We start from the raw sequence: 16,510 nt of genomic DNA, 5'->3' as shown, positions 1-16,510 counted from the left end.
TAAGTCTGCAACTCCCCGCCGCTCGCTCAACGGCTATCGGGATTTGCATGACTGCGCTCGTGTTGCAACAGCCAGAGCTTGACCTGCTCGCCGCCGGCGTAGCCGCACAGCGCGCCATTGGCGGCGACGACTCGATGACAGGGAATGAAAATCAGCAGTGGGTTGCGGCCGTTGGCGCTGCCCACCGCCCGTGCAGCCTCGGGCTTTTGAATTAGCGCGCCAATGGCTGCGTAACTGCGGGTCTCGCCGTAGGGGATAGCAGTTAACGCCTGCCACACCGATCGCTGGAAGCCGGTTCCGGTGGCCTTCAGGGGCAGATCGAAGTCTTTGCGGGTGCCGGCAAAATACTCCCGCAACTGCTGTGCCGCGTCGCCGAACAGGTCCGGCTGCTGCACACCGGTTTGCGCCCGCTCATAGTCACGGTGGCCGGGCGTGTACAGGCCGGTAATCGAAACGCCGTCACCGGTGATTACCAGGGTGCCAATGGGAGAGCCCAGGGTGGTGAAATAACGGCTGGTGGTATCCATCAACATATCAACCACCTAAATATCACCCAGCATGGGCCTGATCACCAGGTCTTCAACTACGCTGCGCTCACTCAGCTGATAGGTAGTCAACAGCAGTTGGGCAATATCCTCCGGGGGAATAAAACGCTCCTCGGGCAGGTCTACACCCTCCCAGCTGGCGGTCAGGGTGGCGCCGGGCATCACGGAGGTAACACGAATGTTAAACGGCTTCATCTCCTCGCGCAGGACCTTGGACATGCCGTACATGGCAAATTTACTGATGGTGTAGGAGCCGCCATTGCTGTAGGCCATCAGCGAGGCAATGGAGCAGATATTAAAGATATGGCCGCGGCCAGCTTTTTTCATCTCCGGTATCAGGCCGCGGCTGGCGCGATAAGCGGAGTACAGGTTGGTTTCAATGTGCTGCTCGAGCAGGCCCTCTTCCTCGGTGTGAACCGCGCCCGGTATAAACACACCGCTGTTGTTCACCAGGACATCAATGGGGCGATTGAGGTCTAGAACCAGGTTCACGAAACGACCGGTATCGTCCTTGCGCGACATGTCGGCGGGGCAAACGTAGACGCGATTATTGTGTTTGGTTTCTATGTCGCGTTTCAGCGCGCTGAGATCGTCGCTATTGCGGGCGCAGGTGACAATGTCGAAACCACTGCCAGAAAACGCTTCAATTACGGCTCTGCCGATGCCTTTGGTGCCGCCGGTAACCACGGCCAGCTTTGCTTGGTTCAAGGTGTCTGCCTCTCGTTTTTCAGTGGTGTGCGAAAGTAATGGGGCTCGGCCTTTGCTCCGGCCGCAGCCCCTGCAGAGAGGATGATAACGCGCGCGGCTTAGACCCGTCCAACCACCGGTATCACTGCGCCGGTAATGGCACTGGCCTGGGGGGAGACCAGGAAGCTGATAACGTTGGCCAATTCCGCGGGAGAAACCCAGGTAGAAAAGTCTGCGTCGGGCATATCCTTGCGGTTAATCGCAGTATCGATAATGGACGGCATAACGGCATTGACCCGCAGCCCCTTGCCTTTGAACTCTTCCGCCAGGGATTCGGTCAGCTTCGATACCCCGGCTTTGGAGGCGGCGTAGGGTGCCATACCGAGGCCCGCTTGCACTGACCCGAGGGCGCTGATATTGACAATACTGCTGCTCTTCTCTTTGCTCAGGAAGGGCAGGGCCGCGCTGCAGGAAATAACCGCGGTTTTGACATTGATATTGTACATCTTGTCCCAGCTGGCGAGGCTGCCGTCAGCAAAGGTTTCCCAGACAAAACCGCCGGCGATATTGACCAGCGCATCGAGGCCGCCAAAGTGAGTGCCCGCGGTCTGGAACGCCTGGCGGGCACTGTCTTCCGAGGTCAGGTCGACGCCGCCCAGTTGCAACAGGTTGTCCCGGTCCCGGGCGGGATCGGCCGGCGCGTAGTCAATGGCAATGACACGGGCGCCACTGGACAATACGGACTCGACAACCTGGGACCCCAGCCCCCCAAAGGCGCCGGTGATGGCAATGCGTAAACCGTCTAAATTCATGTAACTCTCTCTTGTCTGGTCATTAATTATAGTGAGCTGCGGCGATTGCAGTTCGCGGTCACTTGCTGCGGGCATTGTATGCTAAAGTAAACTGGTAGAGGTAGGGCAGTGGTTTTAACGCGATTCAAACTGAATACCAAATAGCTTACCCTGCTTGCCATTAACCGGCAGGGCAGCAGTGCCTTGGAACCGGTATTTGGCTGACTATACATCGCAATTCAATAAGACATACGGCAAGTAAATAAGACATCCACATGGAAAGATTGACGACGATCACCCTGGCAAAGGAATATCAAAAGTTTTCCGCCGCTCACTTTACGATTTTTTCCGCCACCGAGCGGGAGCGCCTGCACGGCCACAATTTCAGTGTCACAGCGGCTCTCACGGTGCCGGTTGGAGACGATGGCCTGTGTTTCAGCTACCGCATCTACAAGGATATTCTCAAGCAGGTGTGCGAACAGCTGGATGAATACGTGCTTATCCCGAGCCAATCCCCCCATTTGCAGATTCGCAGCGAGGGGGCCTTTTATCACGTCGAGTTCAATGGCGAGACCATGCCGCTGTTAAAATCTGACACGATATTGTTGCCCATCAGGAACACTACAGTGGAAGAGTTTTCCCACTACATCCTGGAAAAATTACTGCAGGTCAACCAGGACGGCAACCGCTTTGACATTCGGGCCCTGGAGGTGCGGGTTTTTTCGGGTCCCGGTCAGTGCGGCTCCAGCAGTTGGGCCGCATGAGTCGCGCGGATATTCCCTGTACACGCCAGCGCAGTTATGGCCAGTGTCGTTAAGAGCTGTGCGGGTCTGGTGGGCAGGCAGTGCCCGCAATGGACAGAACGGGAATGGACGCCGCTGCGAAAATACCAACTTCTAAATCACTTTAACTTCGGCCTAAAGATTAATAAAATCATAAGGTTGAGATGATGTTCTAATCTTGTTTGGTAGGTAGTGGCGGGGTTAAAAAGGCCCGCTTCTGCGGCGCTGCCGAAACAACACTTGTTTTCCAGCTGTACCAGTGCTGAACCATTATCGTATCTGATAAGCTTACCAAATTACCACCTAAGCTAAGCTTTCGTGCAGCCGGCACTATGTTAGGTCTGGCTTCGGGGGCTTGCTTTCAAGACCCTCGACAGCAGGGATGCTGTCGTGGAGCCTCCATGGATGGAACCTCGGCGAGTCTTGAAAGCAAGCCCCTGGAGGCAGGCCGGGAGCAAAGCTGCTGTCGCAAGGGCTACAGGGTATATGTTTACTATCGCCGATAGCTGGCTTATTCATAGGCGTAATTAGGTAAGCTTATACTTGGGTTAAGCCGACACCAGTGCTGAGCCGGTACCAATACTGGCCGCGAAGTTGAAGGAATTCCTGGCCAATATTGGGACGTCAGCCGGCTGTCTCAACCAGTTGGCAGCAGGTACAGTAACCAGCCTCAGTAGCTCCTTTTCCACTTCAATTCCGCCCCTTCGATACCGGTCTTACCACCGGTTGAGCTCTCCAGGTTCAGGTTGGGGGTCAGCTCAATCTCCACTCGTCCTTTCCAGGGTTGGGATGGATTGGGCGTGCGCTCCACCTCCAGGTAGACTCTCTCGTTGATGTACTTGCCCACACCTACGCTGACGCCGGAGGTATTGTCTTCCGTGGTCTCTGTTTCAATAAACAGGGTGTCTGCTCCCAGCAACTCGCGAGTACTGTCGATGGGGTCAAAGCCACCGGAGCCGCCGCGCAGGGTGTTGATGGCAGCGGCCAGTTGCACGGCCTCTATGGGGGACATGTTCTGGATGGATTTGCCGAAGATAACGTAGGAGACTATCTCGTCTTCGGGCATGGCTGGAACCGATGAAAAGGTTATTTTCAAGTCCTCGTCGGTGCCGTTGAGGTTGGCGGTAATGACCCGATCCGCCTTGCTGTAAACCCCCTGGATAGAGAGACCAATGGCGTTATTGTTAAAGTTAACCTGGCCGCGTTCGAGATTGAACTTTTTGCCAAACACCTTGAACGAGCCGCGCACGGTACTAAACGCGCCTTCGTAGGTGGGGGCACTGGACGTGCCGCCGAGTTTGAGTTTGCCTTGCAGTTCCGCCTCCAGCCCGCGCCCCCGGAGGTAGGCCTGTTTGCGCGCTGACAGCACCAGATCCAGGGTGACCACGGGCAACTGCAGGCTTGCCGGTTTACCTTCGTCGCTTTCCAGCTCCTCCGTCTCCAGCTCCTCCACCTTGATGGTGGGTATCTGGTGGGCCAGACTGGAGCTCAGGATGGCGGTAAACGGGCTAACCTCAACCTCACCTTTGGCCAGCAGTGCCTTGAAATCACCGCTGAGATTGATCTTGCCGGTTAACTCGCTCTCTATTTGCGGGTTGCGCAACAGTGCCGCCTGGCTGGCTTTTAGTGTCAGGTTTACCTCTCCGCTATCACTGCCGCTGGGCAGTCTGGCGGCTCCACTCAGAATCAGCTTGCCTCTTTCGCCATCGGTCGCGTCACAGTCTTTGAGTTGCAGTTTTTGCAGTGACATTTCTACGCTGCAGCGGCCGTTTTCGATGGTGGTGCCAGTGGAAAAATTGTTGTAATAGGCGCTACTCAAATTGAGGTTGCCATTAAGAATCGGCTCCAGCAGAGTGCCGGACAGATCCAGGTTGGTGCTAAGTTGGCCGGCGATACTCTGGGAGTTGTCGGGGATAAAGGCCGCTACGGTCTGCAGGTTAAGCTGGCCAGCCAGTGTTGCCGCGAGGGGCAGGGTGTTGTAGGGGCGGACATCCTCCGGGTTTTGCAGCTTCTCCAGCAGGGGTTTGGTAACCAGTGTGATAGCCAGTGGTTCCGCCGGCTTGTTACCCAGAGTGAATTGCGAATCCAGCGTCAGTTTGCCATCGCTGTGAGCGGCGATCATATTCCACTGCAGGGGCAGGCTGACAGGTTCGCTCTCTTCGTCATAGCCCTGGATTTGGGTGTCGTAGTTAAACGACGCGTTAAGCTGCGGGTCGTCCAGCTTGCCTTTGAGGTTCACCGACGCTTGCAATGTGCCTTGCGGCAGCGGCCAGTGGATAAAACTGAACTGATCGGTGCCGAGCCTGGCGCTGTCCAGCTGCAGATCGATCTGTTGCTGGGCGTAAGTGAGGCTGGCACTGAGCGTTGGCTGGCCCTGGATGGACAGCTCCAGCGTATCGACTCGGGAAATTGAAGCCTGGTAGACGCCGCGGGCCGCTGTGGTAAACGGTATGTCCTGATAGCGACCGCTAATGCTGGCGTCGCCCTCAATACGCGGTTGCTGTATTTGCCCCTGCAGGTGCAGGTTTGCCGTTGCCACACCCTCCAGGGTAGGCGGCAGGCTCAGGTCCGCCAGGCCGACCAGCTGCAGGGGCAGGGCGTCGGCCGCCAGGCGCAAATCTGCGTGCAAGCTGGAGTAGTCAAAATTGCCAGACAATACCGCCTTTGCTGTGCCCAGCTGCAAGTGCGCGGCCTTGGTTGCCAGGGTCGACTGCCGCTTGTCGATCGTGCTGTTAAGGGTAAACGGCTGCTGCCGATAGTGGCCGCTGCCGGAAAACGTCAGGTCTACGTCAGGGTCCTGCACAGCACCGGTAAGCCGCCCGCTAAATTCGGCAAAGGAAAAGTCGAGATTGTCGGGCAGCGGCACGCTAAATTCGCGCAAGGTCTGCAGTTCAAAATTACGCCCCTGGAAATCCAGTTTGGTCTGCCTTGACTGCCAGTCGATACTGCCACGGCCGGCAACTTCAGCCTCGGCCATGCTGGCCGTGATGGCGGCCAAAGTAGCATTGCTGGCAGTGGCGGTGCCCTCTACGGCAATGGCCACCGGCAGGTCGTTGTACAACGCTTGCGCTGACGCCGAGCCATTCACTCGTGGCTGATCGATGCTTCCGCCAACCCGTAATTTGGCACTCAACTGGCCGGGACCAAGTTGATCCAGCCAGATTCTGCCGATACTCAGTGGCAACTGGTTTATCTCCACTTCAAAGTCCAGCTGTCCGGCGACTAATTTACCCTGCGCCCGGTGGCGGGTGTCGTTGATACCAAGCTGCAGTTGTTCGACCAGCAGGTCGCCGCCCTCAGGGGTGTATTGCAGGTCAGTGCTGATAGCAATTTGATTGTCGACCAGCGGAAATAGCAATTCCTTGACCGAGAGGGTCAGGGTGGTGGCCTCCATCCGAATTGCGGCGCTGAAACGGGCATCGATCGCCTGTGTCAGGGGTAATTTCAGGCGTTGACCGACACTGCCGCCAGCCTGCTCTCGCAGCACACCTTCAGCCTTGAAGGTGATCCAGTCAGCGGAATCCAGTTGTAACTGCAACTGCGCAGCGGTTGCGTCCAGGCTCGCGGCCTGCAGTTGCAAGTTGACGCTCTGGTCCTTGCGCCAGCCAGCGCGGCCGTCCAGAGACAAGTTGAATTGCTCGGCATTCGGCTCGAGACCGCCAAAGCCGTGCAGCCTGATCGTCTTGAGTTGTAATTGCCGCAGTTCTATCTGCTCTAAAAACGGCAGTGCCAGGGGCTCTCGGGCCGGCTCTGGCGCTGGGCTTTCCCCGCCCGGTTTGTGCACCTCCAGCTCAGCGGCGGCAAGCTTTTCAACAAGCAGGTGATGCTGGAACAGAAAATATGGGCGCCAGAGCAGTTCTGGCTGGCGGATGGCCAGCAGCGGGCTGCCATCCTGGGAAACGGCAATAAGGTCCGCGCGCCAATTGCCCAGTGCAGGTGAGCGCAGGCCCTGCAGCTCGATGTGCACTGACTTGCCCCGGTTGATCACCTCGATGGATTGTTTGGTCAGCCACAAGCGGCCGCTTTCGGAGTTGAGGGCCACGGCGAGGGCCAACCCCAGGCCCACCAGTAACAACAATAAGGTCGCCAGCAGGGTCAGGAGCCAGCGCAACAGGCGCATTGGGTGCCATTGATTGAGAAATGCCGGCCCCATCAAAAAGCCTGCCCAATGCTGATATAGATCTGGTAGTTATTGTCTTCGCCGTCGCGCTTGTCCAGCGGGAAACCGATATCAAAGCGGATCGGGGCAAAGCTGGTGTAGTAGCGCAGGCCAAAACCCGCACCCCAGCGCAGATCCTCACCGGGTTTGGGTGTCGCCGACTCGTAGGCGGTGCCGCCGTCCAGGAAAAGCACTCCCCCCCAGCTCTGGCCCCAGCGCAAACGGGTTTCCAGCGAGACTTCGGAAAATGACAGGCCGCCGCTGGGCTCGCCGTCAGTGGTAGGGCCCAGCCCCTGGTATGCGTAGCCGCGCACCGAGCCGCCGCCACCGGAATAAAAGCGGATATTGGCGGGCACATCGGTGCGGTCTATGCCGGTAATGGTACCCATCGCCGATCTCAGGGCCAGCGTCGGTCGCCCCCAGAGGCGCGCGGAGGAGAGATAAGCACTGGCGGCTATAGTGGAGTGCAGGAAGCGGGTGTCGGTGTCGTAGGCGTCCCAGTAGGGGCGTACATTGAGCCCGGCTACCCAGCCGGAGGTCGGGTCCAGCGGGTTGTTGCGATAATCCAGCTGGATATTCATGGGCACGGATAGCAGCGCGTAATCCTCGCTGCTATCGTCTTCGGTCACCTTTGAGAAGGCCAGCTCCCCGCCGATTTGGGCGCGGATATGCTTGGTTAGCTGGCGGCTCAGCTCTACACCGACAGTACCCGTTTCCGACTGGAAGGCATCCGGGTTCTCACTGCTTAGCTCGCTGTAGACGGTCAAGGCCTGGTTGTCGCGCCAAATATGGGGAAAGGTCAGGGAAGCGTCGAGGGAGCGTGCAAACTCGGCCACGTGACCATCGATGCTCAGCTTTTCGGCTCGTCCCAGCAGGTTGCGGTGCTCCCAGCCGACGGAGACGCCGAAGCCCTCCTCCGATTCAAACCCGGCACCGGCGGACACTGTGTGGTGATCCCGTTCTGTGACCTGCAAGGTAACATTGACCCGGTTATCTACCGGCTCTTGCTCTTCAATACTGATACTGGCAACGAGGTTTGTTTGCAGCAGCTGCAGGCGGGCCTTGTCCAGTTGCGAACGCTTGAAGCAATTACCTGCCTTGAAGGGCAGCCGGGCCAGCAAGTAATCCTTCTCGATGGTGGTTAAACCCTCCATCTGAACCGATCCAAATACCATTTCCGGGCTCTCGGTGATGAGGTAAATGACCTCAGCCGAGTGCTTGGCGTGGTTCAATAGCACCCGGTAGTTGACCTCCGGCCTGAACAGGCAGTGATTGTCCAGCAGGTAGTCGTGCAGGGTGCTTTGGCCAGCCAGCACGTCTTTTGCCAACAGCGGGGCGCCGGCCTTTAACTTGACCCTGTTGCTGGGAATAGAGATATCCTCGGGCTCCCTCACTACCACCCTGGATACCCGGTAGCGGGGGCCGGGTTCGACCAGGTAAATAAATTTCTCCCGCTCGAGAACAGTTTTAACTTTATTGCTGTAATAGCCCTCGGAACGCAGCTTTTTAATCAGCAGTTGTCGCTCCTGGTAGGCAATTTTGCGTGGCTGGGAAAACTGTACCTCTTCCAGGTTGGCGCGATAGAGAACCAGTTCATCGGCCAGCACCCGTTGCAGGGTATTATTTTGGGGAACCTTAATCTCGAACGGCGTGTCTTTCTTGTCGAACGGGTTGAGTGGTGCAATCAGGGCCGACTGACACCCGGTAATCGCTGCCAGGATCAGCAAGGCGATTATGCGCAAAACGTACTTCATTATGGATTTTGTCGGCCTGAACGTAAGGGATTGCCCGCATCACAGCAGGGGCGTATCGGGATTGTAGAGTATGTGAATCCCAATGTGGAGCAGCAGCAGGGCAATAGTCGTTGATTTTTCCGGGGCGCAAAGGCATGAACGCCGGGGACGGGCAGGAGGGATTGATTGCGGCTCAATTTCGAGTCAGTATGGAGGTGACGACAAATAGAATTACCTAATTACGCCTATGAATAAGCCAGCTATCGGCGATAGAAAACATATACCCTGTAGCCCTTGGGACAGCAGCTTTGCTCCCGGCCTGGCTCCAGGGGCTTGCTTTCAAGACTCGCCGAGGTTCCATCCATGGAGGCTCCACGACAGCATCCCTGCTGTCGAGGGTCTTGAAAGCAAGCCCCCGAAGCCAGACCTAACATAGTGCCGGCTGCACGAAAGCTTAGCTTAGGTGGTAATTAGGTAGAATTATAAACGTTCAGGTGAGGCTGCAATGGCGAAACTGACCTTTTACGGTGCCATCAACGGGGTAACGGGCTCGGCTTATCTGCTGGAAACGGGCTCGGCCAAAGTATTACTGGAGTGTGGCTTGTTCCAGGGCCGGCGAGAAGAGGAGAAGGCCAACCGCGACCCCTTTCCTTTTACAGTATCTGATCTCGATGCGGTGGTACTGTCTCACGCGCACCTCGACCATTCCGGGCGACTGCCAAAACTAGTGGCCGATGGCTATGGAGGCTGTATCTACATGACCTACCCCACACGGGAGCTGCTGGAAGTCATGTTAAAGGACGCCGCCTCACTGCAGGAGCGGGACGTCGAATGGGAGAACAAACACCGTCGTCGCACCGGCAAAAGAGAAATAGATGCCCTGTATACGCTGGAGGATGTGGAGCAGACATTGCCGCTTTGCGAAGGCGTTAATTACGGCCAGCGCAGCGAGATCGCCCAGGGTATAAGTGTGTGCTTTCGTGACGCGGGTCATATCCTCGGCTCCTCCATTGTTGAGCTGTTTATTAAAGAGGGGGGGCGAGAGCGTAAACTGGTATTTTCCGGCGACCTGGGCAATAGCTGCGCCGCTCTGCTGCAAGATCCGGAGATCGTAGAAAGCGCCGACACTTTACTGATTGAATCGACTTATGGTGATCGCAATCATCGCTCCATGGAGGAAACCCTGGACGAGTTTGAGGAAATCATCGTCACCGCATCGGCAAACGGCGGTAACATAATGATTCCATCGTTTGCAGTGGGACGCACCCAGGAGATTATTTTTCGCCTGGGTGAGCTGTATCAAAAGGGCAAATTAAAGCAACAGGCGGTATACCTGGACAGCCCCATGGCGATTGCGGTTACGGAAATTTATCACCGCTACCAGAATTTTTACAACCCGGAAGATGCCGAGGTGCTGGGGCAGGGCAAGCACAAGAGCTTGCACACTTTTTTACCTGTCTTGCGCTACTCATCCACCACGGCAGATTCCATGGCCCTCAACAAGATTGAGGCCGGGGCCATTTTTATTGCCGGCAGTGGTATGTGTAACGGTGGGCGTATCCGCCACCACTTCAAGCACAATCTCTGGCGTCGCAATGCCCACGTGGTTATTGTCGGCTACCAGGCCATCGGCACTCCAGGGCGGGCCCTGGTTGACGGCGCCAAAACGTTTCGCATGGCGGGCGAGGAAATTGTCGTGCGTGCTGCCATTCACACCTTGGGTGGTTTTTCAGCCCACGCCAGCCAGTCCCAACTGGTGGACTGGTTGAGCCATTTCCATAAACCCAGGCCCAAGCTTTTCCTGGTCCACGGCGAAGAAGAAGCGAAGTCAACTTTCAAACAACACCTGGCGCAGCATGGTTGGGATGCAACCATTCCCACTGAAAGGCAAACGATTACCATTTAGCGAGCTGCTGTTTGTTCCAGGGTCGAATTAATCCGGGCTGCTGCAGTCAATCTGTGCGGAAGCTGCGCAGGCATCGTCGCCAGTTTTGACACAGCATTACGCAGCCAAGCCCGCCCAGCAATCGTATGTCCTGGCTATGACCTGTCCGGAAAGTGCTGTCCGACCAGCGCCAGCCACAACAAATATGCAGCCAGGAAAAGTAACCAGGAGAGGAAATTCATGCAACAGAGAGGTAATTTATGGCTGACTCGGTAGACCTTCCGAAAGTATTCCCCAGCGCCGGCGAAGATGCCGATGCCTCCAGGCGAGCGCCGGATACACCACAGACCCGGTCACCCTCCTATCGGCTGGCATTTACCGATGCCGATTTTTTACTGCGCGAGGACCTGCGTCCAGTGCGCTTGCAACTGGAACTGCTCAAGCCGGACCTGCTTCAGGATGAATACAACATTCATTCCACAGTAGTGATATTTGGCAGCGCGCGAATCTACGATATTGAAACCGCAACTGCCCGCTTGGCTGCGGCCGAAGACCGCGCCCGAGCCAATAGCGGCGATGCCCGCCTGGCCCGTAAAGCCCGCATCGCCGCCCGCACTCTCGCCAATGCGCACTATTACGCTGAGGCCCGCAAACTGGCGCAACTGATTACTGCGGACACAGCCAGTGACGAACGCTGCCAAATGGTGGTAGTAACCGGCGGTGGACCGGGCATTATGGAAGCCGCCAACCGCGGTGCCATGGATGTGGGCGGCAAGAGCATAGGCCTGAACATCGTCCTGCCTTTTGAGCAGCAGCCAAACCCGTATATCACCCCCGAACTGTGTTTTCAATTTCACTATTTTGCGATTCGGAAAATGCATTTTTTAAAACGCGCCAAGGCACTGGTGGCCTGTCCCGGCGGCTTCGGTACCATGGATGAATTGTTTGAAACCCTGACCCTGATCCAGACCCAAAAAGTCAAACCTCTGCCGGTATTGTTGCTCGGTAGTGATTATTGGAGTCGGGTTATCGATTTTGAGCTGATGGTTGACGAAGGCGTGATCTCGGAAAGTGACCTGGACTTATTCCAGATCATAGATAGTGCGGATCAGGCGTGGGAAATTATCAAGCGGCACTATGGTCTTTCTTAACCTCTCCGGGGGTTTATCCTGACCACACGGGTCTATCCCAACCATTTCAGGAATTAGTCATTGCAGCTCGATAGATCGTCAGGCACAGGAGTTGAGTCAATGCAAAAGGCAGTTGAACAAACAGAACAGCAGCGCAAGGACCAGGGCGGTGTTTCGGCCCAGTGGCATGCAATGGACGCGGAGGCTGTGCTCGCCCAACTGCACGCCAGCGAACGCGGCCTGGCGGAGGAAGAGGTACAGCGGCGCCAGCAACAATACGGTTTTAACCGGCTGCCTGAAGTCAAGGGGCGCGGCCCGCTGCTGCGTTTTTTGGCGCAGTTCCACAATGTACTGATTTACGTGTTGATGGTCGCGGCCGTCATTACCGCCATGCTGCAGCACTGGGTGGATGCCAGTGTTATTTTCGGGGTGGTATTGATCAACTCCATTATCGGCTTTATCCAGGAGGGTAAGGCGGAAAATGCCCTGCGTGCGATCCGCCAGATGCTGTCGCCTAATGCCATGGTGATACGCGCGGGCAAACAAAGCCTGGTGCCGGCAGAACTGCTGGTGCCGGGCGATATTGTCAGTATGCAATCCGGCGACAAGGTGCCGGCAGATCTGCGCCTGATCCGCTTGAAGGGGCTGCAAATCCAGGAGGCCGCCCTCACTGGCGAGTCAGTGGCGGTGTCGAAAGACAACAACCCGGCCGCAGCCAACGCGGTGCTGGGCGATCAGCGCTGCATGGCCTTCTCCGGCACCCTGGTGACCCACGGCCAGGGGATCGGAGTGGTGGTGGCTACCGGGTCAAAAACCCAGATTGGACGAATCAGTAAAATGGTGGCGGGGGTATCAAACGTCACCACCCCGTTGCTGCGGCAACTGGCGCAATTCGGTCACTGGTTGACCATCGGCATCCTGGTGGTAGCGGCAGCCAATTTTGCCTTTGGTGTCTGGATTCACGATTACCTGCCAACGGAAATGTTTCTGGCCTCGGTGAGCCTGGCGGTGGCGGCAATACCGGAGGGCTTGCCGGCCATCATGACCATAACCCTGGCCATTGGCGTGCAGCGCATGGCCAAGCGCAACGCCATCATTCGCAAATTGCCGGCGGTGGAAACCCTCGGCTCGGTATCGGTTATCTGTTCCGATAAAACCGGTACCCTCACCCGCAATGAGATGACCGTGGGTGCTATTGCCACCAGCCAGCACCGGTTTGACGTCAGCGGTACGGGCTACGATCCCCACGGTGACATCAGCCTGGACAGCGACCCTGTGGACGTGGAGCACAAACCCCTGCTGCATGAGGCGTTGCGCGGAGCGGTACTCTGCAATGATGCATCGCTGGAAAGCAAGGACGGGGAGTGGAAGGTCAACGGTGACCCGATGGAGGGAGCGCTGCTGGTCGCCGGGCAGAAAGCGGGGTTGGACCTGCAACTCGAGGCCAAGAACTATCCGCGCACGGACCTGATTCCGTTTGAATCCGAACACCGGTTTATGGCGACCCTGCACCACAGCCACAGCGGCGAGGCGTTTATTTATCTGAAAGGTGCCCCGGAACGGGTACTGGACATGTGCGCCACCCAGAGAGACTACTCCGGTGAACAGAGCCTAGAACGCCAGTACTGGCTCGATAGAATCGAGGAAATGGCCGCCATGGGGCTGCGCGTGCTGGCGATTGCCATGAAAACTGTGCCTGCCGAACAGGTTGAGCTAAAGTTCGCCGATGTCGAGCAGGGCCTGACCCTGCTGGGCTTTTTCGGCCTCAGCGATCCGCCGCGCAGCGAGGCGATTGAATCGGTACGCAAGTGCACCCAGGCCGGCATTACGGTGAAGATGATTACCGGTGACCACGGCGCCACGGCGCTCGCCATTGCCAAGCAGCTGGGTTTAAAAAACAGCCGTGATGTGCTCACCGGCAAAGATCTCGAAGCCATGAACGAGGCGCAATTGCGCGACCGTATCGAAGACGTCGATGTCTACGCGCGGGTCAACCCGGAGCACAAGTTGTTGCTGGTGCGCCTGTTGCAGGAACAGGGCCAGGTGGTTGCCATGACCGGTGACGGCGTCAACGATGCGCCGGCGTTGAAAAGGGCGGATGTGGGCACCGCCATGGGCAAGAACGGCACCGAGGCGGCCAAGGAAGCGGCGGAAATGGTATTGGGCGATGACAACTTTGCTTCCATTACCCACGCGGTGGAAGAGGGCCGCACCGTGTACGACAATATCACCAAGTCTATTTTGTTTATTCTGCCCACCAACGGTGGCGAAGCATTGATTATTCTGGGCGCGGTTATTATGGGCTTTCAGCAATTGCCGTTGACACCGGTACAGATCCTCTGGGTCAATATGATCACCGCCGTTACCCTGGCGTTGGCGCTGGCGTTTGAGCCCGCCGAAAAAAATGTTATGCGGCGCCCGCCGCGGGATACCAAACAGCCGATTCTCAGCCTCTACCTGTTTTGGCGAGTGGTATTTGTCTCCATTATTTTAATGGTCGGTACTTTCGGAATTTATCTCTGGGATTTAAACCAGGGCGCAACCATCGAGCACGCCCGCACAGCCGCGGTCAATACGCTGGTGATGTTTGAGATTTTCTATCTGTTCAATGCCCGCTATATCACTGAATCGGTATTTAACTGGGAAGGCTTAACCGGCAATCGCTATGTGTTAGTCGCCATCGCGGTATTGGTGAGCTTGCAAATGGTATTTACTTACGCGAGCCCTTTTCAGCTGCTGTTTGGTACCGCTGATTTGGAACCAGGGGTGTGGATCACTATAGTGCTGGTGGCGGTCTCGGTGTTGTTGCTGGTTGAGTTGGAAAAGTGGGTGGTGCGATCAAGGCGCGGCAAAGCGCGAGCAAAGGTACCGGCTTAATCGCCCCCAAAATTACCAGTCTGTCGGCGCCGACAGATTCAGCGGAAACCTGCTGCAGGTTTCCGCGGAGATATAAATGGCGGCGCTGGCTTATTACTGTTGCTGGGCCAGATAGTTGCGCCAGCCGCCCAAATGGGTGATCTCATCTGCATTATCAGTAGCGCAGGGTTCACAGATAAAGCCGGCGACCCAGCGGCCGTCAGTCAACTCTACCTTGCCGATGCCCAGTGGCTGGGGTATGCCCGCCACAAAGCTGCCGAACTGGGAAGTAGGCAGGCGCCAGACTTCGACCTCAATAGCACTGCCGTTATTGCTGTCGCGGACCAGTCCCGGGCGATAGGGCGGCCCGCCGGCGAGCGCATAGAGGCGGTAATTCGCCGCGGTACTGGTGCGCTCAAGCAGTTTGGCGTCCCGATCCAGCAGCTGCCAATTGAGTGCAAGCCCTTCCAGGTGCGCGCCGCATACCACCACATCCACGCTGTCCATTACACCCGGGGCTGACTCCCGCAGGGCGGGTAGCGGCCAATCGGTAGCGCCGAGCGGGTACTGATTGCTGGTCTGCCAGTGATTGGCCATGGACAACAGTTTGCTGTCATCAAACGCCTTTCCGGCCAGGGTGATACCGAACGGCAAACCGTTTTCGAAAAAGCCGGCGGGCACGGCGATGGCGCTGTAGTCGAGCAAGTTCATAAAGTTGGTGTAATAACCCAGGTTGCTGTTTAAGCCGATGGGGTTGTCGGCCATTTCACCCTGGGTGTAGATGGTGCCAGCGGTGGGCGTGACCAGGATATCCACCTCGGCAAACAGCAGATCGGCTTGCTGCTTGTATGCCTGTAACTGGTACAGGGCCTTGAAGGTATCCGCGGCTGTTAAGCCCACCCCCTTGCCGATAATCTCCCGGATCACCGGCAGCATCGCTTCCGGTTGCTCGGTGTAGATTTCTTCCGTGGCAACATAGCGTTCCGTGACCCAGGGGCCGGAGTAAAGCAGTTTAGCGGCGTCAAACAGGGGCGAGAAATCGATCTCCACCTTGACTCCGCCAAGGGCCTCCAGTTGCGCCACCGCTGCGTCAAACAGATTGCTGGCAGCAATGTTGCCGAAGAACTCCAGTTGCTGTTCCTGCGGGATGGCAAAACGGAACGGCTGTTTGGCCGCACCGTAATTGTTAAAATTGGTGGCCGGATTTTTGCGCGAGTAGCAATCCTCCGGATCAAACTGCGCGGCCACTTCAAACACCTGGCTGGCGTCATCGGTGGTTGTGGCAAAGATCGAGACACAGTCCAGGGACTTGCAGGCGGGAACCACACCGGTGCAACTCAACAGCCCGCGCGACGGTTTCAGGCCGATCAAATTATTAAAGGCCGCCGGTACCCGGCCGGAACCGGCAGTGTCGGTGCCCAGTGAAAAGCTGGCCAAACCCAGTGCGACTGCCACCGCCGAACCACTGCTGGAACCGCCAGAGACGAAGTTGTTGTTAAAAGAGTTGCGGCAGGGACCCCATTTGTCCGGCGAGCGGGTGCCCACCAGGCCGGTGGCGAACTGGTCCATATTGGTTTTCGCCAGCGGAATGGCGCCGGCGTTAATCAACTGCTGGACAACGAACGCGCTTTTCGAGGGAACATAACTAAACGCTTCGCAGGCGGCGGTGGTGGCTATACCCGCCAGGTCAATATTGTCTTTAATGACAAAGGGAATGCCCCAGAGCGGCTTGCTGTCGATTTCCGCCGGGTCCAGGTTGCCGATATAGTTCTTGATTTCGTCGAGGGGGAGCATCTGTATAAACAGGTTTTTATCACTGTATGTCTGCGTCTTGTGCAGCAGGTGATCCACCAGCTCCTGGGGGGTAAAGGTGCCGGCCTGGTACTGGCTTTTCAAATAATCGATGGTGAGATTTTGCAGTTCCATAGTTTTTTCCAGTCAA

General features: G+C 56.9%; 10 protein-coding genes. 4 read left to right on the top strand and 6 right to left on the bottom strand.

Annotated features, from left to right (window positions below; all coding sequences use genetic code 11):
• Window positions 1-26 precede the first annotated feature (26 nt).
• From G8764_RS18715 to G8764_RS18705, 3 genes are all read right to left on the bottom strand, one after another.
• Window positions 27-533 carry a methylated-DNA--[protein]-cysteine S-methyltransferase gene (locus G8764_RS18715; RefSeq protein WP_243748904.1) on the bottom strand — a complete coding sequence of 169 codons (507 nt, stop codon included), beginning with the start codon at window positions 531-533 and terminating at the stop codon, window positions 27-29.
• A 9-nt stretch (window positions 534-542) separates the two neighbouring features.
• On the bottom strand, window positions 543-1,253 hold the full coding sequence (locus G8764_RS18710; RefSeq protein ID WP_207951966.1) for an SDR family oxidoreductase: 711 nt from the start codon (window positions 1,251-1,253) through the stop codon (window positions 543-545).
• A 98-nt stretch (window positions 1,254-1,351) separates the two neighbouring features.
• Window positions 1,352-2,044 (bottom strand): SDR family NAD(P)-dependent oxidoreductase, encoded by a 693-nt coding sequence (locus G8764_RS18705; protein ID WP_166166511.1) that lies wholly within the window; start codon window positions 2,042-2,044, stop codon window positions 1,352-1,354.
• Window positions 2,045-2,298: 254 nt separating this feature from the next.
• Between G8764_RS18705 and G8764_RS18700 the strand changes: the two genes are divergently transcribed.
• Window positions 2,299-2,787, top strand: coding sequence for a 6-pyruvoyl trahydropterin synthase family protein (locus tag G8764_RS18700; protein WP_166166509.1), 489 nt, complete (start codon window positions 2,299-2,301; stop codon window positions 2,785-2,787).
• A gap of 688 nt (window positions 2,788-3,475) precedes the next feature.
• Here G8764_RS18700 and G8764_RS18695 read toward each other — a convergent pair.
• Both G8764_RS18695 and G8764_RS18690 read right to left on the bottom strand, forming a co-directional pair.
• Window positions 3,476-6,958 (bottom strand): translocation/assembly module TamB domain-containing protein, encoded by a 3,483-nt coding sequence (locus G8764_RS18695; protein WP_166166507.1) that lies wholly within the window; start codon window positions 6,956-6,958, stop codon window positions 3,476-3,478.
• The gene (locus G8764_RS18690; RefSeq protein ID WP_166166505.1) at window positions 6,958-8,718 is read right to left on the bottom strand and encodes an autotransporter assembly complex protein TamA; all 1,761 of its coding nucleotides are present in this window, start codon (window positions 8,716-8,718) and stop codon (window positions 6,958-6,960) included. The genes G8764_RS18695 and G8764_RS18690 overlap by 1 nt, the downstream gene beginning before the upstream one ends.
• A gap of 484 nt (window positions 8,719-9,202) precedes the next feature.
• Here G8764_RS18690 and G8764_RS18685 point away from each other — a divergent pair, with 484 nt between their 5' ends.
• The 3 genes from G8764_RS18685 to G8764_RS18675 all read left to right on the top strand — a co-directional run bounded on the left by G8764_RS18685 (window position 9,203) and on the right by G8764_RS18675 (window position 14,589).
• Complete coding sequence (locus tag G8764_RS18685) at window positions 9,203-10,603, top strand: MBL fold metallo-hydrolase RNA specificity domain-containing protein (protein WP_166166503.1); 1,401 nt, start codon at window positions 9,203-9,205, stop codon at window positions 10,601-10,603.
• Window positions 10,604-10,842: 239 nt separating this feature from the next.
• Window positions 10,843-11,733 carry an LOG family protein gene (locus tag G8764_RS18680; RefSeq protein WP_166166501.1) on the top strand — a complete coding sequence of 297 codons (891 nt, stop codon included), beginning with the start codon at window positions 10,843-10,845 and terminating at the stop codon, window positions 11,731-11,733.
• Window positions 11,734-11,832: 99 nt separating this feature from the next.
• Entirely contained in the window at window positions 11,833-14,589 is a 2,757-nt protein-coding gene (locus G8764_RS18675) for a cation-transporting P-type ATPase (protein ID WP_166166499.1), read from the top strand.
• Between the two features lie 93 nt (window positions 14,590-14,682).
• On the opposite strand, the gene atzF is transcribed toward G8764_RS18675, so the two are convergent.
• On the bottom strand, window positions 14,683-16,494 hold the full coding sequence (gene atzF / locus G8764_RS18670) for an allophanate hydrolase (RefSeq protein ID WP_166166497.1): 1,812 nt from the start codon (window positions 16,492-16,494) through the stop codon (window positions 14,683-14,685).
• Window positions 16,495-16,510 lie beyond the last annotated feature (16 nt).

The sequence above is a fragment of the Pseudomaricurvus alcaniphilus genome (genome assembly GCF_011440395.1).
Taxonomy (GTDB): domain Bacteria; phylum Pseudomonadota; class Gammaproteobacteria; order Pseudomonadales; family Cellvibrionaceae; genus Pseudomaricurvus; species Pseudomaricurvus alcaniphilus.
This window is presented reverse-complemented; position numbering and strand designations above follow the sequence as displayed.

What these genes read in the sequence shown, in the direction of transcription:
- G8764_RS18715 (WP_243748904.1), bottom strand. Translation starts at nt 533, where the DNA reads ATGTTGATGGATACCACCAGCCGTTATTTCACCACCCTGGGCTCTCCC.
- G8764_RS18705 (WP_166166511.1), bottom strand. Translation starts at nt 2,044, where the DNA reads ATGAATTTAGACGGTTTACGCATTGCCATCACCGGCGCCTTTGGGGGG.
- G8764_RS18700 (WP_166166509.1), top strand. Translation starts at nt 2,299, where the DNA reads ATGGAAAGATTGACGACGATCACCCTGGCAAAGGAATATCAAAAGTTT.
- G8764_RS18695 (WP_166166507.1), bottom strand. Translation starts at nt 6,958, where the DNA reads ATGGGGCCGGCATTTCTCAATCAATGGCACCCAATGCGCCTGTTGCGC.
- G8764_RS18690 (WP_166166505.1), bottom strand. Translation starts at nt 8,718, where the DNA reads ATGAAGTACGTTTTGCGCATAATCGCCTTGCTGATCCTGGCAGCGATT.
- G8764_RS18685 (WP_166166503.1), top strand. Translation starts at nt 9,203, where the DNA reads ATGGCGAAACTGACCTTTTACGGTGCCATCAACGGGGTAACGGGCTCG.
- G8764_RS18680 (WP_166166501.1), top strand. Translation starts at nt 10,843, where the DNA reads ATGGCTGACTCGGTAGACCTTCCGAAAGTATTCCCCAGCGCCGGCGAA.
- G8764_RS18675 (WP_166166499.1), top strand. Translation starts at nt 11,833, where the DNA reads ATGCAAAAGGCAGTTGAACAAACAGAACAGCAGCGCAAGGACCAGGGC.
- atzF (WP_166166497.1), bottom strand. Translation starts at nt 16,494, where the DNA reads ATGGAACTGCAAAATCTCACCATCGATTATTTGAAAAGCCAGTACCAG.